The 21,812-nt window shown below is 66.3% G+C and carries 17 protein-coding genes; 5 read left to right on the forward strand and 12 right to left on the reverse strand.

What is annotated here, in order from left to right; genetic code table 11:
• Positions 1–47 precede the first annotated feature (47 nt).
• From BM282_RS15955 to BM282_RS15970, 4 genes are all read right to left on the reverse strand, one after another.
• On the reverse strand, positions 48–1,652 hold the full coding sequence (locus BM282_RS15955) for a right-handed parallel beta-helix repeat-containing protein (RefSeq protein WP_089882891.1): 1,605 nt from the start codon (positions 1,650–1,652) through the stop codon (positions 48–50).
• 23 nt (positions 1,653–1,675) lie between these two features.
• On the reverse strand, positions 1,676–3,271 hold the full coding sequence (locus BM282_RS15960; protein WP_089882892.1) for an alkaline phosphatase family protein: 1,596 nt from the start codon (positions 3,269–3,271) through the stop codon (positions 1,676–1,678).
• Positions 3,272–3,407: 136 nt separating this feature from the next.
• Positions 3,408–4,463 (reverse strand): glycosyltransferase family 4 protein, encoded by a 1,056-nt coding sequence (locus tag BM282_RS15965; RefSeq protein WP_089882894.1) that lies wholly within the window; start codon positions 4,461–4,463, stop codon positions 3,408–3,410.
• Between the two features lie 115 nt (positions 4,464–4,578).
• On the reverse strand, positions 4,579–6,399 hold the full coding sequence (locus tag BM282_RS15970; protein WP_245758396.1) for a hypothetical protein: 1,821 nt from the start codon (positions 6,397–6,399) through the stop codon (positions 4,579–4,581).
• Between the two features lie 512 nt (positions 6,400–6,911).
• Between BM282_RS15970 and BM282_RS15975 the strand changes: the two genes are divergently transcribed.
• Both BM282_RS15975 and BM282_RS15980 read left to right on the forward strand, forming a co-directional pair.
• Positions 6,912–7,166 (forward strand): hypothetical protein, encoded by a 255-nt coding sequence (locus BM282_RS15975; protein WP_089882897.1) that lies wholly within the window; start codon positions 6,912–6,914, stop codon positions 7,164–7,166.
• A gap of 92 nt (positions 7,167–7,258) precedes the next feature.
• Positions 7,259–8,182, forward strand: coding sequence for a glycosyltransferase family 2 protein (locus tag BM282_RS15980; protein ID WP_245758397.1), 924 nt, complete (start codon positions 7,259–7,261; stop codon positions 8,180–8,182).
• A gap of 8 nt (positions 8,183–8,190) precedes the next feature.
• Here BM282_RS15980 and BM282_RS15985 read toward each other — a convergent pair whose 3' ends face one another.
• The 4 genes from BM282_RS15985 to BM282_RS16000 all read right to left on the reverse strand — a co-directional run bounded on the left by BM282_RS15985 (position 8,191) and on the right by BM282_RS16000 (position 12,063).
• Positions 8,191–9,048, reverse strand: coding sequence for a polysaccharide deacetylase family protein (locus BM282_RS15985; RefSeq protein ID WP_089882900.1), 858 nt, complete (start codon positions 9,046–9,048; stop codon positions 8,191–8,193).
• On the reverse strand, positions 9,049–9,909 hold the full coding sequence (locus BM282_RS15990; protein WP_089882902.1) for an FkbM family methyltransferase: 861 nt from the start codon (positions 9,907–9,909) through the stop codon (positions 9,049–9,051).
• A 1-nt stretch (position 9,910) separates the two neighbouring features.
• Complete coding sequence (locus BM282_RS15995) at positions 9,911–11,050, reverse strand: FG-GAP repeat domain-containing protein (RefSeq protein WP_089882904.1); 1,140 nt, start codon at positions 11,048–11,050, stop codon at positions 9,911–9,913.
• Positions 11,051–11,115: 65 nt separating this feature from the next.
• The gene (locus BM282_RS16000; RefSeq protein WP_245758398.1) at positions 11,116–12,063 is read right to left on the reverse strand and encodes a sugar phosphate isomerase/epimerase family protein; all 948 of its coding nucleotides are present in this window, start codon (positions 12,061–12,063) and stop codon (positions 11,116–11,118) included.
• Positions 12,064–12,175: 112 nt separating this feature from the next.
• Here BM282_RS16000 and BM282_RS16005 point away from each other — a divergent pair, with 112 nt between their 5' ends.
• Positions 12,176–13,405 (forward strand): Gfo/Idh/MocA family oxidoreductase, encoded by a 1,230-nt coding sequence (locus tag BM282_RS16005; protein ID WP_245758399.1) that lies wholly within the window; start codon positions 12,176–12,178, stop codon positions 13,403–13,405.
• 8 nt (positions 13,406–13,413) lie between these two features.
• Here the strand turns inward: BM282_RS16005 and BM282_RS18675 are convergent, their stop codons facing one another.
• From BM282_RS18675 to BM282_RS16015, 3 genes are all read right to left on the reverse strand, one after another.
• Positions 13,414–13,575, reverse strand: coding sequence for a hypothetical protein (locus BM282_RS18675; protein ID WP_175501590.1), 162 nt, complete (start codon positions 13,573–13,575; stop codon positions 13,414–13,416).
• Positions 13,576–13,707: 132 nt separating this feature from the next.
• Positions 13,708–14,832, reverse strand: coding sequence for a DUF354 domain-containing protein (locus BM282_RS16010; protein ID WP_089882907.1), 1,125 nt, complete (start codon positions 14,830–14,832; stop codon positions 13,708–13,710).
• Between the two features lie 159 nt (positions 14,833–14,991).
• The gene (locus tag BM282_RS16015; RefSeq protein ID WP_089882908.1) at positions 14,992–16,026 is read right to left on the reverse strand and encodes a DUF1616 domain-containing protein; all 1,035 of its coding nucleotides are present in this window, start codon (positions 16,024–16,026) and stop codon (positions 14,992–14,994) included.
• A gap of 382 nt (positions 16,027–16,408) precedes the next feature.
• Between BM282_RS16015 and BM282_RS16020 the strand changes: the two genes are divergently transcribed.
• Both BM282_RS16020 and BM282_RS16025 read left to right on the forward strand, forming a co-directional pair.
• On the forward strand, positions 16,409–17,626 hold the full coding sequence (locus tag BM282_RS16020; protein WP_089882910.1) for a hypothetical protein: 1,218 nt from the start codon (positions 16,409–16,411) through the stop codon (positions 17,624–17,626).
• A gap of 141 nt (positions 17,627–17,767) precedes the next feature.
• Positions 17,768–21,259 carry an Eco57I restriction-modification methylase domain-containing protein gene (locus BM282_RS16025; RefSeq protein WP_089882912.1) on the forward strand — a complete coding sequence of 1,164 codons (3,492 nt, stop codon included), beginning with the start codon at positions 17,768–17,770 and terminating at the stop codon, positions 21,257–21,259.
• 262 nt (positions 21,260–21,521) lie between these two features.
• Here the strand turns inward: BM282_RS16025 and BM282_RS16030 are convergent, their stop codons facing one another.
• Positions 21,522–21,800 carry a HalOD1 output domain-containing protein gene (locus BM282_RS16030; protein ID WP_089882914.1) on the reverse strand — a complete coding sequence of 93 codons (279 nt, stop codon included), beginning with the start codon at positions 21,798–21,800 and terminating at the stop codon, positions 21,522–21,524.
• Positions 21,801–21,812: the final 12 nt, after the last annotated feature.

Consider the following 21,812-nt stretch of genomic DNA (forward strand, 5'->3'; position numbering starts at 1 on the left):
TGCCCTCTGGCTCTCCAGTGAGGTCGTGCGGGAGAAGGCGGCGTGGGTTATCGGGGGTCGAGGACGGTTCCGTAGAGTTGGTCTTCTGTCGCCCCGATGACTGCCAACGCGTTCGGCATCGAGTCGGACCCACCCAGACAGGTCGTCCCCGAGAGCGAACTTCCGAGTTGCCGTGTGTCCACGTCGGTCAAGAGCGCAGACTGAAGTCGCTCGATGTTCTTGAGAGTCGCCAGACACTCCGACGTCCCGACTTTGCTCGACACTCGAAGCGGGTAGCCGCCCGTGAGGACGCTCACTCCGTCGACGATGGTCCCCGCGGAGTCGTCGAGGACGATGCCGTCGACGCCGATGCCGGGGAGGTCTATCGTCACGTTCGAAAGCCGCGACCCGGGGCGGCCCTGCAAGAGGAGTCCGACCGTGTTCGACGCCTGCCCGGATATCTGTATGTTCTCGAACGTCATGTCCCACGGCTTCGTGGGCCGTTGCGGGCCCGTCGCGGGTTCGTCGACGACGATGGTCGGATAGCTCGTGTTGTTGAAGAACCGGCAGTTTCTGACGGTCGCCGCGCCCTGATTGTGCTCTATCTTCAAGAGCGCTTCCGTGCGCGGGGAGGACCGCGCGATGACGGTACAGTCTTCGACGAGTCCGCCCGTGAGGCCGTACTTGCCGGACTGCATGTGGATGCCGCGGGCTTGACGCCACTTTCCGCGGTTTCCGGGCGTTCGGTCGGTGTCGTCGATGACGACCGTCGCGCCCTTCACCCACGACCCCTCGCCGGCGATGCGGACGCCGTCGCCGTAGTTGTTCTTAAACAGGCCGCCCTCGACGCGCACGTCTCCTTGCGCTTTGGAGGCGTAGATTCCGTGCTCGCCGCCGTTCTCGATGTGGAGGTTCCGGTAGTAGAGCGTCCCGAGGTGGCTCCGTCCGGTGAACACCGTGATGGAGTTCCCCGGATAGTGCGCCATGTCCTGCGGTCCCTTCCGAACGAACGTGTTCACTTCGGCGACGCCGTCGGGGGTCATCACCTGCACGACGATGCCGTTCTCCGCGCCCGACTCGGAGTCCTCGCGGGGGTTCGACCCGGCTTTCTCGACGTTGAACAGTTTGAGGTTGTCGTCGACGAGAAAGCCCATGCCTATCGACCGGTCGAACTTCCGACCCTGTTGCATGGTGAAGTTCTCCACGAGGATGTCGCGGCCCCCGTCGACCATGATCCACCGGAACGACCGCCCGGCGGGAATCGTGAACTGCACGTCGCGGCGCGACCGACCGGTACCGAGGATTCCCCACCGAGAGACCCCTTCGACGTCGTGTCGACGCTCGACGAGATAATCTCCGGGCGGAACCTCGATGAGCGTCCCCTCTCGGAGATGCTGGTCGAGCGAGTCGTCTATCGGTTCTTCGCCGTTCGGGTCCCAGCCGAGGTCGGAGACGGCGTCTCGGATACGGTCGAACTGGATTCCGCGGCGGACCTTCGGATTCGGTTCGTCGTCCGCTTCTGGCGTGTTCGTGAACGGCCCCGGTTTCTCGGGTGCCTGCGTCGGCGTCCCGTCGCCGCCGCCCCCACACCCTGCCAGCGACGCGATTCCCGCCGTCCCGAGTAGGCCGAGGACGTCACGACGCCCGAACGTTCGCTCAGTGTCTCGTGTCACACCCGTTCACCCCACCCAGAGGTTCACTCCATGTACCCGAGACCACGCAGTCTGTCTTCGACCGTCTCGGTGTCCGTCGCGGTGGCTTCGGCTCCTTCGCGTTTCGTGTACTGGTTCGTCTGTACCGCCTCGGTCGCCGGAGCCGAGTCGGGGTCGAATATCTCCGCGAGCACGTCGCCGTCCGCCAACTCGGGGACCTCCTGTCCAAGCGAGTGCAGGACCGTCGGCGCCACGTCGACGACGTCCGCGTCTTCGACGCGCGTGCCCGCGCTGACGTCGTCGCCCCACGCGAAGAAGATGCCGTGCGGCCGGTGGTACGCGGCGATATCGGTCGCCGGTTCGACAGCCTCTGCTGCGAGTTTCGGCTCGACGTGGTAGCCCTCCTTCGCCTCGACGACGATGTCCGGGGCGTCGGGGTCGTTCGGGAACAGTTCGTCCCCGTCGTGGACGGTGAGAAGCGGGTCGCCCGTCTCGGGGTCCGTCGCCGCTTCGAGCACGCGCACCACCTCGCGCTTCGTGCGCGAGACCGCCTTCGGTGGCACCGTCCCCTGTTCGAACCGCTCGGTGTCGTTGATGTAGACGCTGCCGAGGCCGTGGAGGAACGCGTCCGTCCGGTCGAACTCTACGTCGTACAGTCCGTGGCTGCCGGGGATGCGCTCTGCGAAGAAGTCCACGACGGACTTCGGGAGGGTCTGGACGAGTTTGTCGTCCGTGATTCCCGCCTTCTGGAGGGCACCCTGCACGCGGTCTTTGTTCAGGCCGACGCCCGAGAGCACACCGCGTGCGCCTTCGGAATCTTTGGTGGTTAATAGTCCTTCGTCTGCCAGTATGCGGTTGACACTGATGACTTTCTCGATTGGTGCGAAGCCGTGGTCCGAGACCACGTAGAGGTTCGAATCGCGGTCCTCGCAGTAGTCCATCACCTCGCCGAGGATGTCGTCGAGTTTCTTGTAGTGCGCCAACAGCGTCTCGTCGTCCCAGATGAGGTGCTGGAGTCGGTCGGGGGCGACGTAGACGAAGAAGAACAGTCGCCAGTCCTCGTTCTCCATGAGCAGTTCCATCAGGTCGTGACGCGTCTGCATCACGTGGTCGAGGTCGTCGAGGAACTCGTCCTCGCGGCCCGCGTAGTCGCGCCACTTGATGTCTATCTCGTAGTCGGGGATGCGCCGGTCGAACTCCTCGCGGAGCGACTCGGGGTTGACCGCCTCGCCGTCTATCTGCGGCGTCATCATCCCGCTGACGATGCCGCTGTCCTCGCCGGGGTCGCTCGTCGGGTACGTCATCGGGACGTTCGCGACGACGGAGGGAGAGACCAGTTCCCAGAGCGGCGGTTGCTTTACGTCCGCGCTGGAGTAGGGCGACTGCTTGTACGAGGAGTCGAGTTTCATGAACTCGTACAACCCGTGCTTGTCGGGCCACGTCCCCGTGGCGATGGAGGGCCACGCGACGGGCGTGTTCGCCGGAGTCGTGCTTCGGAGGGGACCCGACGCGCCCTCGTTCAGGAGACGCTCGAAGTTCGGTAACTCGCCGTCGTCCACGAAGCCTTCGAGGAGTCCCCACGGGACTCCGTCGAGACCTAAGACGAACGCTCGGCGAGTTTCGTCGTACGTATCGTTCACCAGGTGTAACACGTCACGGTTTCTGCTTAGTTATGGGCCGTATTCCCGATTAGACGGCGATTCACGCCGGTTTCAGGCGCGGGATGAGGTAACAAGGCGGGGGCGTCTACGGAAGAACACTCGGCGACGACGGCGGCTACTGCGCGAGTTCTCGGTACAGGTCGTCGAGTCGTTCGGTCGCGACGGACCACGAGTACGTCTCCAAGACGCGTTCGCGACTCGTCCGACCCATCTGTTCGAGGCGTTCGGGGTCGTTGACGAGGTCCGACAGCGTCGCGGCCAGCGTCTCGGCGTCGCCGGGTTCGACGAGGACGCCGTTGTCGTCGTCGATGAGGCTCGGAATCGCGCCGACCGTCGTCGAGACGAGGGCGTTCCCGCCCGCCATCGCCTCCAAGAGGGCGATGGGGAGGTTCTCGGCGTACGTCGGGAGGACGAACACCGAGCCGTCGTTCAGCATCTCACGTTTGCGCTCCTCCGAGACGTAGCCCTCGTAGGTCACTCGCTCGTGTTTCTCCGCGAGGTCCGCTGCGAGGTGCGAGAGCGGACCGCTCCCGGCGATGGTCACGTCGCAGTCCTCGCCGTTCTGCATCAGCGTGTCGACGGCCTCGACGAACTCTTCGATACCCTTGCGTTCGAGATGGTTCGAGATGAAGACGAGATGCGGCGGCGTCGCGTCGTAGCGCGGGTCGTACTCCCCCGGGTCGACGGCGTTCGGGAGGACGGTTATCTTCTCTTCTGCGACGCGGAGACCCACGATATCGCGCCAGTAGTCCGAGAGGACGATGACGGTGTCGCACTGCGAGAAGACGAGCGACTGGTAGAGGCGAATCGGCTTCGAGTCGGTCTGCATGAAGTCGTCGAACGAGGAGCCGTGGACGTGCATCACGACGGGGACGCGCCACAGCGTCGACGCGAGAACCGCGTACACCCCGGACTGGTAGAAGGAGTTCCAGTGGCTGGTGTGGACGTGGACGACGTCGGGTGGCCGTCTGAACGGAAACTTCAGAATCTGCGCGAACGCGAGCACCATCGCGACGAGAAAGTCCTGCGTCGACTCGCTCATCGGGACGGAGACGTCGTAGATTCGAGACGAGACCCTCGCCGGGAGGCGGCGGCGTTGTTCTCTCATATACTGCGCGATACCACCGGTCGTACCGGCCGGTCCTACTAACAGGACGTCTGTCTCCCGCATTATACTCTACGTGGGGCCACTGCAAGACATAGTAATGCGGCAGTTACGCCGGTACGAGGCGAGAACTGGCAAAGTGGGATGAAACGGCGAATCCGAACGGTCGGTTACCAGCGAGTTAACTGGCCGTCTCGTCCGGTGGCTCCAGCGAGTAGCCCTGCTGGTCGACGAAGTACATGTTGTACTCGCCGTTCGTCTGGATGCGCGAGATGCGCGGGTTCGTGGCGTTCGCTATCCGGTCGAAGTCGTCCTCTTGGTACCGAAGCCCGTGGTAGCCTTGCAACTCCCTCGCCCTGTCTTTCTCGGAGACGACGAGGTAGTAGAACGGCTCGTCGGACAGCCTGTGTTCCCTGAAGCGAGTGACGTTCTCCAGACTGTCCACGGTGTCTTGTCCGAGCGTCCACATCAGGCGGGGGTCGAAGTCGTCGTTCAGTGCGTCGCTGAACCGGCCGGGGCCGGCGCGGATACCGGCGACGGCGGCCCCCTCGGCGCGGTACTCGAAGGTGGCGTCGTAGCCGACGAACTGCTGTTCGGGACTCTGCGGCGAGGGGTTGTAGATGTAGGGCGAGGGGAAGTACGCCGCCAGCGACAGACACAGCACCGCGATGGTTATCACCGCGACGATGGCCTGTTCGCGTCCCTCGATGGCGCCTTCGAGCACCTTCGAGAGGTGGAACAGGGCTATCGCACCCAGCACGCCCGCGAGCACCATCGCGAAGCCGAGATGTCGGAAGAAGTAGCCCGACACGTCGCCGATGAACTGCACGGCGAAGAACGGTCCGAGCGTCAGGGCGGAACACCCGATGTAGGTCACCGCCATGTCGCTGTCGGAGCGGTGTCTGACTATCCCGAACGCCACGGCCGCGAGGAGTCCCGTCGCGAGGACGATGAACACGGCGTTGACGGCGAACAGTTTGAGGAACAGTTCGACGAGACTGACGCCGATGGCCTCCGCGGAGCCCGTCCGTTGTTGGGCGACCTCACCCGCGCCGGACCCGCTCGCGAGGAACCCCTGTGCGGACATGAGCACGTTGTTCAGGAGGCGGTACGTCTGCTGGTACTGCGTCGCCCACGTGGCAAGGAGGGCGGCGAGGAACGCGACCTGTCCGACGATGAGGCGGTGCCGTTGGCCGCCGTCCGTCGCCGCGGCGTGCGTCACGCGGACGCGTCGCCGCCACGCGAGGCCGACGGCGAGGATGGTCCCCATGAAGATGAGGACGTTCACCGCCACCTGCGGGTGGTAGAACACGTTCGCCACCAGGGCGATGGGGAGGAGGAAACTGGAGGCCGACGCCCAACTGGGGAGCGAGACGTCCTCCGCCGAGCGCGTGAGGTGCTTGAACAGCAAGTAGAGGACGAACGGGAAGTACAGCGTCGTCAGCGTGTAACTGTGGAAGTGAGAGTGCGTGCTGATGTTGTTGATGGGGAGCATCAGCATCGCGACGAACGACGCGATGACGACGGCCCGCGAGTCGCGGAGGACGACCCAGACGGCCAGAGGGACGAAAAGCATCGTCAACACCGACATCGCGAGCATCGCGTACATCATCCCCCATCTGACGGGGACGCCCATCACCTGCGAGAGGAACAACGCGAGCGAGTGACCGCCGGGATAGATGAGGTCGAAGAACCCGAAGTCGGGTCCGAGCATGCGCTTTGCCCAGCCGAGGTGCGTCAGTGCGTCACCCGACCCGTAGAAGTAGTACCCGCGGAAGAACGGGAGCGCGAGAAACGACACCGTGCTCAGACCGGCGAGGCCGACGCCGGCCGCCTTCGTGAGGCGTCGACCGAACAGCGTCGCGAGGATACCGATGGTCGCGGCGGTGACGACGCCGAACCAGAAGGCCGGCGGGGTCGCTCTGTATATCGATACTTCGTATCCGGTACTCGGGACGGACCGCGCCGCGAGAACCGCACCGGCGAGTCCGAGAAAACCCACGAGGAGGAGTGCTCTCGTCCAGCGCGGAGAGGAAGGGTCAGAACGGCGACTGAGTGAGGGAGACACGGCTGTCAGCCCTCCGTCGACGGCTGACGTACCGTTTCGTCTTCGAGTCCTGTGCGGACTGCTCCGAGAACGAACATCACGTCTCGTGTGAACGCTGAAGGCGACTTTGGTTATTGGCAGTGTAACGCGGCGAGAGCCCTCAGCGTGCAATCAAAAGGGTGTGAACGACACGCATTCGGCACCGACTAGCACCCCTCGGAGTCGGCGCCGACCTCCCCGTCTCGACCACCGGACCACGACGGTTCCGGGCGAACTGTTGCAGACTGTTCTACCGTTTCAACGTTTATTGCTGTATAACCATATCGCTCCGAAGCGTCGGTCCGTACCGTGTGTGTGTACGCCGCCGCGACGCTCGCCGACCGCGACGTTCTGTCTCGTCGCCGCGGGGCTTTTCACCGCGCGTTCCGTCTGCGACGTTGGTGTGCGAGGCGCCCGATAGTGTGACAATGAACGGACACGAATTCAACCGGCCTCCGTGGAAAGGCGACGAGTACAGCCATCGAGACGGCACGACGGAGGTCGTGTTCATGACAGAAGACGGACGAGTGCTCACGTTTCGCGAGTATCCCGACGTCGAGACGTTCGAGCAGTCGGTCGCCACCGCGGCGTATCGCGGTGTGAACGACGACGTGGCTTCGCTCCCGGAGGCGTCCGCGTTCGCCGGTCCGGACACCGACCAGGAGACGGACGACGACGAGTAACCGCGTTACAGACGCAGACGGACGACGAACCGATGCCCCACTCTCCCACGAATGCACCCGAATTCGACGATTTGAGCGGTCTCCCAGACTCGATGCTCTCTTCCGATAGACTCTCCCAGTTGCCCGAGACGTACCGTTCCCGCGTAGAGACCGGGTTCGACGCGACGCACGACCCCGACCCCGCCGCCTCGCTCGTCGTCGTGACGTTTCGGACCGCTCGTCCGGTGTTCGAGTCGGTCCTCTCTGCGCTCGCCGCCCAGACGGACGACGACTTCGAACTCGTCGTCGTGAACAACGGTGTCGACTGGGACATCGAGTCGCGACTCCGCGAACTCGACCAACAGACCGCCTACGTCGAACTCGTGCGGAACTGCGGTGTCACCGTGGCGCGCAACCTCGGCGCGGAACTCGCCCTCTCTGATCTGCTTTTGTTTCTCGACGACGACGGCGTCCCCGACCACCGGTTCGTCGAGGCGCACCGTCGCGCACACAAGGAGAACGACATCGTCGCCGTCCGGGGCCGCGTCTTTCCGAAGTCGAAGACGTTCTACAACCGGTTTCAGCAGTGGTACAACCTCGGAGACGAGTCGCTGCCGTATCTGTTGAACATCGAGGGGAACGCGTCTATCGACCGCGAGGCGTACGACGACGTGTCCGGGTTCGACGAAGCCCTCGGTGGACGGGCGGGACACGAGGGAATCGACCTCACCTACCGTCTCCTCCGCGAGGGCTACGAACGCGACCAGATACAGTACTGTCCTCACGCGGTCATCTACCACGACTACGCGACGAGTCTCGTCGGCTACATCCACAAGCGAATCGTCAGCCGTCGTCACCGCCAGCGACTCTCGGCGCAGCGTCCCGAACTGTTCGAGTTCGCGAGCACGTACTCGCCGCCCCCGGGGATGGACCCCGACAACTCCCGGTTCGACAACCTCGCGCAGACGCTTCTCGCCGTCGTCGTCTACGTCGGCAGTCTCGTGTTGGACCTCCGCGACAAGGTTTCGAACGACTGACCGCGCTCTCATCCGACGAACTCGGTCAGTCGCCACCGCAACGCCGACAGGTCCCAGCGGACGCGCCGTTCGTTCTCGTGCGCGCGCACGCGTGGTAACCGGAACTCGTCCGTTCGCTCCGGGTCGAACACGACGCCGCGGCGCGAGGTGACCGCCACCTCGTGCGACCGGCGGACGACGTCGACCGCTTCTTCGGAGTACCGGCCGAACGGGTAACAGAACCGGTCGACGGTCACGCCCAGTCGGTCTTCGAGTTCGTCTCTCGCGCCCACTATCTCCCGTTCCAGCACCGCCCGGTCGTGGATTCGTGCGAGGTCGGGATGCGTCCGCGTGTGCGTCCCGACGGTGACGAGAGGGTCCGACGCGACCGCGCGCAGTCGCTCCCACGACATCACGCCGGGGTCGCGAACCGTCTCGTCCGCGAACGACGCCGGGTCGTTAAACGCCTCGTACTCCGTCGGGGAGCGAGCGAACCGGTACGCGTAGCCCTCAGGCGCGGCGCCGACGAAGTCAACGGGGACGAACAGCGTCGCCGGAACGCCGTACTCGCGGAGGACCGGGAGAGCGTTCTCGGCGAAGTCGTCGTAGGCGTCGTCGAACGTGAGCGCGACACGTTCGTCGCCGTCCGAGTCGAGGACTGCGGGGAGGTCGACCACGCGAAAGTGCTCCGTGAGGTAGTCGAGGTCGCGGCGGAACCGGTCGACCGAGACGTTCCCGTAGCCCGCCGGATTCCCGACGGCGTGGTACGCGAGGACGGCGTTCGCCGTCTCGGGATAGCACCGAGAGAAGTTCGTCGCCGCGTCGAGTCGTTCGAGAGCGTCGAACCCGGCGCGCGCGACGTCGCGCGAGAAGTCGGACCCTCCCACTTACGGCTCCCGGACGGCGCCGAGAAAGTGGCCGCCGTCCCAGTCGACGAGGCGTTCGACGCGGAGTCCGGACGACTCCAAGATGTCGCGTATCTCCTCGCCCTCGTCGCCACGGCTGAAGTGCTTCTCGTAGACGTTGACGTAGACGGCGCGACAGTCGAGCAGGGTGTGTTGGAGGCCCTGCAGGACGCCGAGTTCAGCGCCTTGTACGTCTATCTTCAGGACCGTCGGAGCGGGAACGCCGTCGGCAACGAGCGAGTCGCCGCGGTCCGTCTCGACGGCGACGCTCCGACGCTCCGAGGCGCCGTGGAGGACGCCGAACGCGCCCGTCCCGTCGGGACTGCTGACGCCCAACTCCGCTCGGCCGCAGGAGTCGTCGAGCGCGAGTCGTCGGACGATGGCGCTCCGGTCGTTGCGTTCGAGGTTCTCGCTCAATCGCTCGACGTTCTCGGGGTGGGGTTCGATGGCGACGACGCGTTCGCCGGGGAGTCGTCCCGCCGCGAGGACGCTGAACACGCCGACGTGTGCGCCCACGTCCCACACCACGTCGTCGTCGCGAAGCGACCGCAGGAAGTGACGGAGTACGGTCTTGTCGGGGTCCGTTCGGTACTTCGCGAACCCCTGGTACTCGAATCGCGTGGTGACGCGAAAGCGCGTCTCGTCGTCGCCGGCGTGAAACACCACCTCGTTCGGGAGGACGACGGCCGCCGCGCGGTTCGTCACGTCGCCGAGGGCGCTCGTGAGACCGCTCCGTCTGGCGGCGTTCGCTACCGGCGTGCCGGCCACGCGGCCGACGACGGCGTCTCGCGCGACGCTCACGCCGTCTCGAACGCGCGCCCGGACGTCGTCTCTCAGCGTCATCTCAACCAACGTTGAACCACGCGTCGACGCTCGGTTCGACGTAGGACTTCCCGACGATGTCCAGTCGGCCGTCCCCGTCCAGGTCGACGAGTTTCGCCTCGTGCGTCGGAACGCCCTCCACGAGCAGTTCCTCCTCGAACGTTCCGTCGCCACGGTTCCAGAAGACGAACTGTCGGGGGTCGTGTCCCTCCTCCAGACCCATCTCGGCGACGTACACGTCCGGGTGCCCGTCGCCGTTCAGGTCGGCGACCTGCAGCGAGTGCGGGTTCGACAAGTCGTCGTGGAGGATGGTCGGCGTCCAGTCAGGCGGGTCGAACACGCCGAGACGGGCCGGTCTGTCGCCCTGATACGGGAGGTCACCCTCGGTGACGACGACTTCGTCCTCGCCGTCGCCGTCCACGTCGGCGGCGACGACGCGGGTCCAGTCCCAGCCCTCGGCGATGGTCTCTCGGGACCACGACCCGTCGTCCTCGCGGTGAAAGAGGTTCGGCCCGGCGAGAATCTCGACGCTGCCGTCGCCGTCGACGTCCGCGACCTGGACGCCCTCGACGTCGATGTCCTCGGCGACGACGTGGCGGTTCGCGACCGGCCACGGTTCGCGTCGCGGGTCCTCTGGGACGTCGTAGTAGAAGACGACGGCGCTCTCCTGTGAGAGAGCGACGACTTCGTTCTCGCCGTCGCCGTCGACGTCCGCGACGGCCACGTCGTGGTACTTCTCGAAGTCGTCGGTGACGAGGCGGCGCGTCCACTCGTCTCGGGGGTCGTCGGGTTGTTCGAACCAATAGAGGTCGTGTTGGTTGATGTTCTGTCCGGCGACGAGGTCGAGTCGTCCGTTACCGGTGATGTCGCCGAGTGCACCGCCGACCGACAGGTCGGGCGCGCGGGCGACGTCGTGGCGTTCCCACCCGGGGTTCTCGTACCAGAAGACGTTCCACTCGCGGCGGTGAATCCCCTCGCGCGTCCCGGGCAGTTTGCGGAGGTCGATCTCTTTGTCGAGCACCGGAAGCGTGACGGGGTACTCGCCACCGAGTGCGCCGACGAGTACGTCCGGGCGACCGTTTCCCGTGAGGTCCGTCGTGAGACAGAAGCTCATCCGGCCGCACGGGGGGTCATCGTCGAGACGACGGTGCTGAAGCTCCATACCCTACCGACCCCCGAAAGCCCGATTGTAATACTGCTCTTAACCGCTCAGACCGGTGGAAGTCGTCATCCTGAGGGCTCTGCCGTCGCGGTATCTGCGCCGACCGTGTCGTCGCCTTCGGTCGCGTCCAGGTCCGTCAGTTCCGCGAGGAGGGCCGCACCGTCGGCTATCGTCTGCTCGACGTCTTCGGGGTCGTCGTGTTCGTACACCAGCCACTCGGTTCCGCTCTCGCGCGCGGCGCGCGCCACCGAGTCGAAGTCGACGACGCCCTCGCCGGGGTCGACGTTCTCGTAGGTCCCGAACCGCCCGCTCGGCCGGACGTCGCGGAGGTGGACGAGCGGAATCCGTCCGGCCGCGAGGTCGACGGCCGCGGCGGGGTCGAATCCGGCCGCCGTCACCTCGCCGACGTCCACCTCGAAGAACAGGTCGTCGGGCGTCGTCCGCGCGAGGAGGTTCCAGAAGCCGGACTTGCTCGGAATCTCCGCGGGGTCGGCACGCCGGAGTCGGTTGAGAACCTGCCCGCCGACGTTGGCGACGCCCTGCGGAATCGGCGTCCGCTCGAACACCGTCCCGACGAGTCGGGGGAACATCGGATACAGGTCGTGCCGTATCGTGTGGTAGCCCAGGTCGACGTCGTGCCCGTCGAGTTCGTGCGCCACGTCGGCGACGCTGTACGAGAGCGACCGGACGGCGTCGCGCGTCTGGAAGTTCCGATACGAGATGTGCGGGACGACGACGCGGTCACAGTCGACCGTCTCCAACCGCTCCAACAGGTCGTTCTCGCCCTCCACTGCGTCTTCGACCGCCGAGAGGTCCGCGTGCACCGCGACGGGGACGACGCCCGTCTCGTCGAGTGCGTCGGCGACGGCGGCGGGGTCGGTCTCGAAGAAGCGGTTCGCGAACTCGACGCCCTCGAACCCGGCGTCCGCGACGCGGCGAATCACGTCGGGCAGCGAGTCCGTCGAATCTCGGACGCTGTACAACTGGATGGCTGGGCGGGGCGGGCGCTCCATACCCGGCTGTGTCGTCTCCGAGCCATTGTAATGGAGCTACTAAGCGTAGACCGCGTCGCCTCCGACCGTTATGGCGCGTATACTCAACGACCCGAATCGCGTACCGACCGACGTGACTCTCAGAATCGGATTCGTCGGCACCGGCGCACCCGACGGTGACGGCTTCGCGATGGCGTATCGACACGCCGCGGGTTACGAACGTCTGGACGACTGCGAACTCGTCGCCTGCGCGGACATCGTCCCGGAGAACGCCGCCGCGTTCGCCGACGAGTACGACATCGACGACCGACACGTCTACGATGACTACGAGGAGATGCTCGCCACGGCCGAACCCGACGTGGTGAGCGTCTGCGTTCCGCCCGCCCTCCACGCCGACATCGTCGTCAACGTCGCTCAAAGCGGCGTCGTCAGCGCGATTCACTGCGAGAAGCCGATGGCGCTGACCTGGAGCGACGCGAAGCGGATGGTCGACGTCTGTGAGAACGAGGGCGTCGCGCTCACCATCAACCATCAGCAACGCTTCGGGAAGCCGTACCGGAAGGCCAAGGAACTGCTGGACGACGGGAAGATAGGCGACCTGCGCCGCGTCGAGTTCCGCGAGGAGCATCTCTACGACACGGGAACGCACGCGTTCGACCTCGCGAACTTCTACAACGACATGGAACCCGTCGAGTGGGTGCTCGCGCAGATAGACTACACCGACGAGAACGTGCTGTTCGGCGCGCACAACGAGAACCAGGCCGTCGCCCAGTGGCGCTACGAGAACGGCGTCTACGGCCTCGCGTCGACGGGCCGCGGCGAGGCGTTCTGCGGCGACGCCCTGTTCCGCCTGTACGGAACCGGGGGCGTCGTCGAAGTCCGCGAGGACGGCACCCTCGCGTACCGCCGCGACGGCAAGTCGTGGAAGACGGTCAAGACCGGGACCGACGGCCGCTACCGCCCCAAACCGGGGAAAGTCCGCGCCGGAACTCGCCTCGTCGCCAAGCGTCTCTCCTCGCGCCTCGGCGACAGACTCGATTCGACGACGTACACCGAACGCGCCATCGAGGACGTCGTCACCGCGCTTGAAGAGGGCGAGGAGTCCGAACTCGGCGGGCGGAACGCGCTCGCGGCGGACGAACTCATCTTCGCGTCGTGGGAGTCCTCGCGCCGCCGCGGCCGAGTGGACCTTCCGCTCGACGTCGAGGACAACGCCTTGGAGTCGATGGTCGCAGAGAAGAAAGTCGGACCCGACGCGACGAAGCGCAGTCTCGCATCGGACGAGGACGAGAGCGCCGACTCGGAGTCGAGTCGCGGCCGACTCGGCGCGATTCGCTCTCGACTGGTCGGGTTCGTGAAGTAGCGCGGCGACTACCGGGAGTCGTCGCTCTCACCGACTCCCGGCGGGTAGGAGACGCTCGGAGCCGACGTCTGTTCGGCTGCCGTCGGAGACGGTCCACTGCAAGCGCCGTTACACCCCGCGAGGAGGACGATGACGGCGACGACGGATACGTGGAGGGCTCGTCGTACCATACCACACAAATCTCAACTGAACTATATATTACTCCGGGTCGGACGGCGGACGGCGCTTCCGCTACTGACTCGGTCGATTCCGACGGCGTGTCGCACTGTTCGTCGTTCTCGCGAGCGGCGAATGGGGCCGTCTCAGTCGACGAATTCGTTCATCAGGCTCGCCGTCAGGTCGGCGACTTCGCGGCGCACTTCTCGCGCACGAGTCAGATCCGGTTCCGCGTCGCGGTCGGTGAGCGAGTCCACGTAGTCGACGATGTCGTCGGCGTCGCGCGAGTGGAATATCTCGCCCTCCTCGATGAGGGCGCGGTCCACCGAGATGAGGGTGCTCGGGAAGAACGACACGGCGGGCGTCTCCATGCGGGCCGCCTCGCGCGCCATCGTCCCGGACCCGGTCAGCACGCAGCGAGCGTGCCAGGCGAGTTCGAGACCCGAAATCGCTTCGTCCGGAACGTACACCTGTTCGTCGGGCAGTCCGGCGGCGAACTCTCTGTCGGCGTCTTCGCGGGGGAGGTAGACGACGTTAATTCCGCGTTCGACCGCACCGGCGAGGACGTCCGGCACCAGCGACCCGTCGGCGTCGACGTACGTCGCCGAGAGCGCCTCGGGGCGGACCACGATGAAGTCTTGGCTGTCGAACGGCAGGTCGTCGAGGAACGTCGGGTCGGGGTCGAAGGAGGCGACGTAGACGTCCTCTTTGTAGCCGTCGTAGGTGTGGATGCTGTCGGGGTCCGCCCCGCGGTCGGTGAGCACCTCCGTCTGAAACGCCGCGGGGACGACGTTGTGCGTCGCCTGCGCTTCGAGCCGGTGGTACAACTCTTCGGACTTCAGACCGTCGACGTACGCGCAGATGTCGTTGTCCGTGAAGTGAATCGAGGGGATTCCCCGCGCTTTCGCCGCGAGGATGCACATCGCGTTTCGCGACGACAGCGCCACGTCGGCCGTCGGCGCCTGCAGCGCGAGTTGGGCGGTTCGGAGCGGAATCCCTATCTTGCGGAGATGAGGGTTCTCGTAGTCGCGGCCGAGCGTTCGGAACTCGTAGCCGACTTGCCTGGCGAGGGGGACCGTCTCCGTCTTCTCTCGCACCGTCACCGTGGTCTCCACGTTCGAGAGCGAGTCGGTCAGCGCCTTGAAGAAGAACGGGTGAGAGGGACTCGCGAGGTCGACCCAGACGCCGATGGTTCGCCCGACACTACTCGTGGTCGTGGTCGTCGTCTCGGTCTCTTCACCCTCGCTCTCGGCGAACGTCGCACGGCTCACGGCGACGCACCACCGTCGGGGAGATTGATACAGATGCCACCGGTCGTGCGGAGGCCATCAGATACTCTCGTCATCTATCGAATACAGGAGCGAGTACACACTTGGTTATGCGTCGGTGAACGCTCTATGGTAACGATTTAGCCGAATTTTCTGACGGTTTTAAGCGGTCGCACCGGGGCGGTCAGGCGCCGAGAGCGACGCCTGCGTCTCGTCGCCCCCGCCGGCTTCGGTCACGTTCAACCACAGCGTCACGTGGCGGTACGACGACTCGATGTCGGGGTTCTGCGGGACGTCGTCTTTATAGACGAGGTACGCCAGACGAAGGTTGTCACCGGCGATACTGGGCTGGATAGTGCTCGTCACCTGCCACCGGTCGCCCGAGTCGACCGTTCCCGAGAAGCGGTCCAGTTCGCTCGTCGCGACCACGTCGCCGTTCTGTTCGACGCGTTGGAGTTGCACGACGACGGTGTAGTCCATCGACTCCTGCTCGTAGTTCTCGACGAGGAGGACGAGTTCGCTGCTCTCTCCGACCGTGAGATTCTGGGGGTAGCCGGAGGCGGTCAGCGACCCGTCGTCCTCCTCCGTCAGCAGCGACGCCTGCGTGTAGGACGTGCCGTCGACGGGAGAGACGAGCGCGAAGGTGACGACGGCGGTGGAGACGACGATGGCCGCGGCGAGGGCGACGTTGAGCGCGCCGTCCCAGTCCGACCGGCCACGCGCGGCGTTCCGGTACGCGACGAGGACGCCGACCGGAATCACGTAGGCCGCCTCGGCGGGGAGGCGGAGGCGCCGGACCGCACCGAGGAGAAGGCCGACGACGGCGACGCTCCCGCAGACGACGGCGACGTTGCCGGCGACGAACTCGTATCCGACGACTTCGAGTGCCCACGCGAACACCGGGACGAGAGCGATACTCAGACCGAACGAGAGAGCCAGTCGTTCGAGGAACGGGAGTCCGGCGTACTCCGTCTCCCCTCCCGCGAAGGCCGAGGAGATATCTCCGATGCTCGGTCGGACCTCCGACCGCGCGGGAAAGACGAGCGTCGTCAGCGCGTATCCGGGGAGGAAGAGGACGAGAATGCCGCCGAGGACGGCTCTCACGGTGACCGGTTCGAGGTTCAAGACTGCGAGGACTGCACCCGCGACGAGTGCGACGGTGGCTACGACGTCCGCAAAGACTGCACGGTTACTCACGACGCATCACTCCGAACTCGAAGCGGCGCCGGCACGTGCGGTGGGAGACGTTCATAGGGGTATCTCGTCCGTCCTCTCTTCGGTACGCGCTTTGTTATGGCCGAAATAATCCGCTGCCGGACGCCGAGTCGTTTCGTCGCGGCACCGTCGATTCTCAACTGATAGATAGCTACTCCAGCGACGGTGAACGTTCTTCACATTCGCTCTGTGGGCTACTCTAACCATCTCGTATCAGAGAATGTCCGGTTAGACAAACGTTACTGCAGTGGATATTGTCTCTGGAAAAGATACGATTGTGACATAAATGTCAATGTGTTAAAATTAGGGCGTTATGTGTGGAACTAACGAATATCCGTCGAGCAGTACACTACTCTCAGAAACAATGATTCGGCCCTCTCCCCGGAAAACCGCCGACGTGGCCCTCGACTGGGCGCGAGAGCGAGACTACGCAGGATACGACCCGTACGACGGCCTGAACAGCCCCGTCCTGTCGTCGTTCGCGTCGAACTGGCTGACTCGTCTCGTCGCCATCCACGGCGTCAACAAGTCCCCGATAAACCTCCGTCCCGTCCTCGGTATCGAACCCGAGCGGAACCCGAAAGGCGTCGCCCTGTTCGCTTCGGCGTGTCTCCGTCTGTACGAGGCGACGGGCGAGGAGGCGTACCTGACCGAAGCCGAGGAACTCCTGCGTTGGCTCGCGCAGAACACCTCGACGGTCACCACGCGGCACGCGTGGGGGTACAACTTCGACTGGCAGAACGCCCGTCGGTTCTTCCTGCCCGCGTACCATCCGTCCATCGTCGTGACGGTGTTCTGCGCCCGCGCGTTCCTCGAACACCACGAGGTGACGGGCGCGGACTGGTCGCTCGACGTGGCCGACGACGCGGCGGCGTACATCCGAGAGGGAATCAACGTCGTCGACGTCGACGGCTTCGACGCGTACACGTACACGCCGTACGGCGACTTCGTCGTCATCAACGCGAACGCACTCGCCGCGGCGTTCTTCCTCCGTCTGTCGGGCCACACGGCCGACGGAGAACTCCGTTCTCGGGCGGTAGAACTGTTCGAGTTCGTCCTCCACGCCCAAGACGATACCGGGGCGTGGTACTACTCGATGCCCGCGTCCGACTCACACCTCAGCCACGACAACTTCCACACGGGGTTCGTCTTGGAGAGTCTCTCCGAGTACGTGACGACGTTCCCGGGTGACGAACGCGCCCGCGAGGCGTACGACGACGGTATGGCGTTCTTCGTCGACGAACTGTTCGAGGCGGACGGTGCGCCGAAGTTCGAGTCCGACAAGTCGACGCCGTACGACGCACACGCGTCCGCGCAGGCGCTCATCACGCTCGCCCAGTCCGACTCCCTCGAAGCACGGGAGACGGCCGAACGCGTCCGCGAGTGGACGATGGAGCATCTCTACGACGAGGAGGGCTACTTCTACCGCCGCGTCGGGCGAGTCCTGAACGACGAGACGCCGTACATGCGCTGGAGCCAGGGGTGGATGACGCTCGCACTCTCGACGCTCGTCCGCGCCGAGGCCGAACGGGACGACGTCGAGGCGCACGCCGAACGCAGCGCCGTTCCCGCAGAGGACTGAGACGGGCGGGGGCACTCGTCTCACCGACCGTCTCTCGTCGACGCTCGGTACCCTCTCGCCGGCGTTTCGCTCGATTCCCCTCCGCCGGCGGTTCTCAGCCCACCGTATCTTTTTGTACCGAGACGCGGCCATGTCCGGTAGATGACCCACCCGCGCCGCGCCGCCGTCCCCCTGTTCGCTCCGACGACGCTCGCCGTCGACGGCGCGGCACTCGCCGCGGACGGGCGAGACGACCGACGACTCGCGGAACGCGCCCGGTCGGTCGCACGCGCGTGGCGGTCGACCGCAGGTGACGAGACGCCGAGAGAGCGTATTTCGGACGCGCTCGGACTCGCCGCGCCGTCCAGTGGCGACGGCCGCGGCGATGCACTCGGTGTCGACTGCGACGACGGCGACGGCGACGACGATTGCGGCGGCACGGCCACCACCGCGCCAGTCGCCGTCGAGTCGGTTTCGGCGGGCGGACTCGACGCCGCGGGACGCGAACCGGCCGCGAGGAGACTCGTCCGACGACTCGACGAGACCACCCGTTGGGGCGTCCTCACCGACGGCCGGTACTGGCGACTGTACGGCGGTGACGACCCGGACGAGGAACGGTTCGCGGAGTTCGACCTCCGAGCGGTCTTCGTCGGCGGTGACGGCGACGCCGACTCCGCGTCGCCGTCGCTCCACGCCTTCGTCTCGCTGTTCGCCCGCGAGGCGTTCGCCGGCGACGACTCGTTTCTCGACGGACTGTTCGACGCGGACACCGAGCGACGCCGGACGACGCGAAACTCGCTCTGCGACCGGTTCGTCGCGGCCGTCGAGACGCTGTCCGAGACGACCGGCGCGACGCCGGAGACGGCGTCGGCGCTCTGTTTCTGCCTCCTGTTCGACCTGTACGCCCTCGACCGGGCCGGCGTGTCGCGGTTCGCCGGCCGCTCGGACCACCTTCGGCGGGCGCGTCGGCGACTCGCGGCGTCCGGAGGAACTACGCCGGCGACCACTGACGAACTCGACTCCGCGACGCGCGACTGCCTCTCCGCGTGGGTCGCGAGCGCGGCGGATTCGACGCTCGGCGGGCCGTCCGCGGGTCGGTCCGACGCCGACCCGTCCGAGAGCGTCGCCGACTCCACTTCTGGAGTCCGCGCGCTCGATGCCGGCGCACTCGACGCCGACACGGTCCGGCGAGTCTGTACGCTCCTCGCGGCCGTTCCGGTCGGTGACGACGTCCGCGTCGTCGACTTCCGAACCGTCGAGACGCGTCTCTTCGCGGACGCGCACGAACGACTCGTCGACGCGCCGTTCGCCGACCCGTCTTCCGGTTCGACGACTCGACGGAAGGCGGACGGGTCGTTCTACACGCCGGCTCCGGTCGTTCGGTACCTCGCCGCGCGGGCCGTCGACTCGGCCGTCGGAGACGCGGAGACGGCGACTGCCGAAGACGGGACGGCGTCGATGGGCGCGGTCCGGGAACGACTGTTCGACGTGCGAGTCCTCGACCCGGCGATGGGGGGCGGGACGCTCCTCGTCGCCGTCGCCGACCGTCTCGTCTCGCACCTTCGGCGACTCGCCCGCGAGCGAGACGCTCCGGTCGAGTCGTACGCGTCTCTCCGTCGAACCGTCGTCTCGCGATGTCTCTACGGTGTCGACGGCAACCACTCGGCGGTGGCGGTCGCCCGTCTGGCCTGCCACGCGGAGACGCTGGGCCCCGATTCTCCGCCGCGCGACCGACCGCGGTGGTTCGACCACCTCCGATGGGGCGACACCCTCCTCGGTCCTGGTCCCGACGCGGAGTCGGAGTCGCGGTCGAACGACGCCGCCCGCCCCCCGGAGCAGTCTCTCGATTCGCCACATCGCAGGCCGCCACCGATACGCTGGAATTCGGGGTTTAGCGGTGCTTTCGGAGCCGAGAACAGCGGACAAGGTGGTGTTCGGTTCGACGCCGTCGTCGGGAACCCGCCCTGGAAGGGGACGGCGGGGCGGGCCGGCGTCAGTGCTCGCCTCGCGGCCGACGTGTCGACGTACCTCAGAGAGACGTTCGAATCGACGAAGGGAGCGCAACCGAACCTGTACGCGGCGTTTCTCGAACGCGCGTGTCGCCTCGCGCCGAGCGGATACGTCGCGTTCGTCGTCCCGGACGCGATACTCGTCAGACTCTCCGCCGCCCCCGCCCGTCGGTTCCTCCTCGAACGCGGCGTCCTCACGCACGTTCTCCGCGTCGGCCACGTCTTCCCCGACGCGAACGAGGGGGCGGCTATCGTCGTCTGCGGCCCCGTCGAGGTTGTCGGTACCGAGGTGGACGCTTCCGGCGCGGCCGAGACGGCGATTCGGACGTGGTACGGCGACGCCGACGAGTTCGCGGACGCCGTCGCGGCGGGGTCGCTGACGTACGGCCGACTCCGACGCGACGTGGTCGAGACCGAACCGTACGCTCGCCTCCAACTGCTCCGCGACGACATCGCCGACGGAGTGTTCCGAAAACTCGAACGGTTCGACCCGCTCGAATCGGTGGGAACCGTCGCTCGCGGCGAGGAGTTCGGCAAGCGGGACGAACGCGTCGTCTCGGGCGCGGACCCGTGCGGGGAGACGCGACGGCTCGTCCCCGGGTCGGCCGTCCGGCCGTACGCGCTTCGGAGCCGAGAGGTCCGGCGTGTGGCGACCGACGCGGTGACGAAAGACGTGTACGACCCGCCGAAACTGTGCTGTCGGCAGACCGGCCGGTTCCTCGTCGCGACGCTCGACACCGACGGCGTCGCGAACCTGAAGTCGGTCTACGACGTCCACGCTCGAGACGGCGACGAGCGGACGCTCTCGCACCTCCTCGGCCTCGTGAACTCGACGGTGTACAACTACTACCACTACGTCCGACGGAACGCGTACCCCGCGCAGTTCCCGCAGAACAACCAGCGAAACTACGAGACGCTCCCCGTCTGGAACGGGAGCGCCGACGACGAACTGGTCGAACTGGTCGACCGGCGGCGAACCCTCGCGCGAGAACTGGCCTCGCTGGACACCGAGATAGCCGCCGCCGTCCCCCCGGAAGCGGCGTCGGTCCCCCTCTCGCGGTTCGACCCCGTCCGTCTGGACGACTCGCTCTCTCGGTCACACCGGCGAGCGACCCCGGGCCTCCGTATCGCAGACCTGTCGGTGCGGGTCGAAGACGGCGCGGTGGTCCTCCGGGTGACGTACGTCGGCGGCGACGGCGGGGATGACGCCGACAGGCGTGGCGACGGGGCGGGCGACGACGGACGCGCGTGGACGGCCGCCCGAGACGTGTTCCGGTTCGAGGCGCCGACCCCGGACGAGAGGGCGGTCCTGACGACGTGGCTCCCGGCCGTCGGCGCGGCGACGGCGGCGGTCCGACGGGCGTCGGGACTCCGGCCGGTCGGCCGCAGTTCGCGGACGACGCCGGAGAAGCGACTTGCGGCGCTCTGCGTCCCGGACCCGACCGAGTACGCGCGACGAGTGGCGCGGTACGCGCGAGACTGCCGCGACGCGGCCGCCCTGTCCGCGTCGGCGTCGGCGTTAGACGACCGCATCGACGACCGCGTCGCGTCGCTGGTCGGTCTGACCGACGCGGAACGCGCGCACGTTCGAGCGACGATGACGGCGGTTCCCGGGTGGACGTCGCTTCGCGACGCCTCGCCGTGAGTCGGCGACCGATTGCGTGTTCGACGGCGGCACCCTCGCGAGCGTCGTCTTCCCGTGACTGACGGGTCTCGCGCCGACTCCCGTCGACGTTCTCGGCCGGACGGCTCTCTCGGAACACTGCTGTTTACGGAAGAATGATGGAGCACGTCGAAGTCGCCACGCGTCCGACGTGCGCGTTGGAGCGCCACGAGACGCCCGAGTTCCCCCCGGAACGCATCGGCGTCTCGTCGGTCAGCGGTTCGCTCGGTCGTCGTCGGGTCGTTCAGTCGGCCGCGATTTCGGTCTGCGGGATGACGTCGACGTCCCACGACTGGTCGACGACGACTTCGCACCCGTCCAGGGTGAAACTCACGTGACCCTCGACCATCGATTCGCTGCTCGGCATCCCGACGAACAGTTGCTTGACGGCGTCGAGGTCGACCACGTCGTGGAGTCGTTCGCCGAGTTCGAGCGGTTCGACGCCCTTCGCGTCTGCCACTGCGGTCACGATCTGCCAGTCGAGGTCTTCGTCCACCGTCTTGCCACCGTGTTTCTGAGTCATACTACAGCAACT

It is taken from the genome of Halogeometricum limi, from assembly GCF_900115785.1.
Lineage (GTDB): Archaea > Halobacteriota > Halobacteria > Halobacteriales > Haloferacaceae > Halogeometricum > Halogeometricum limi.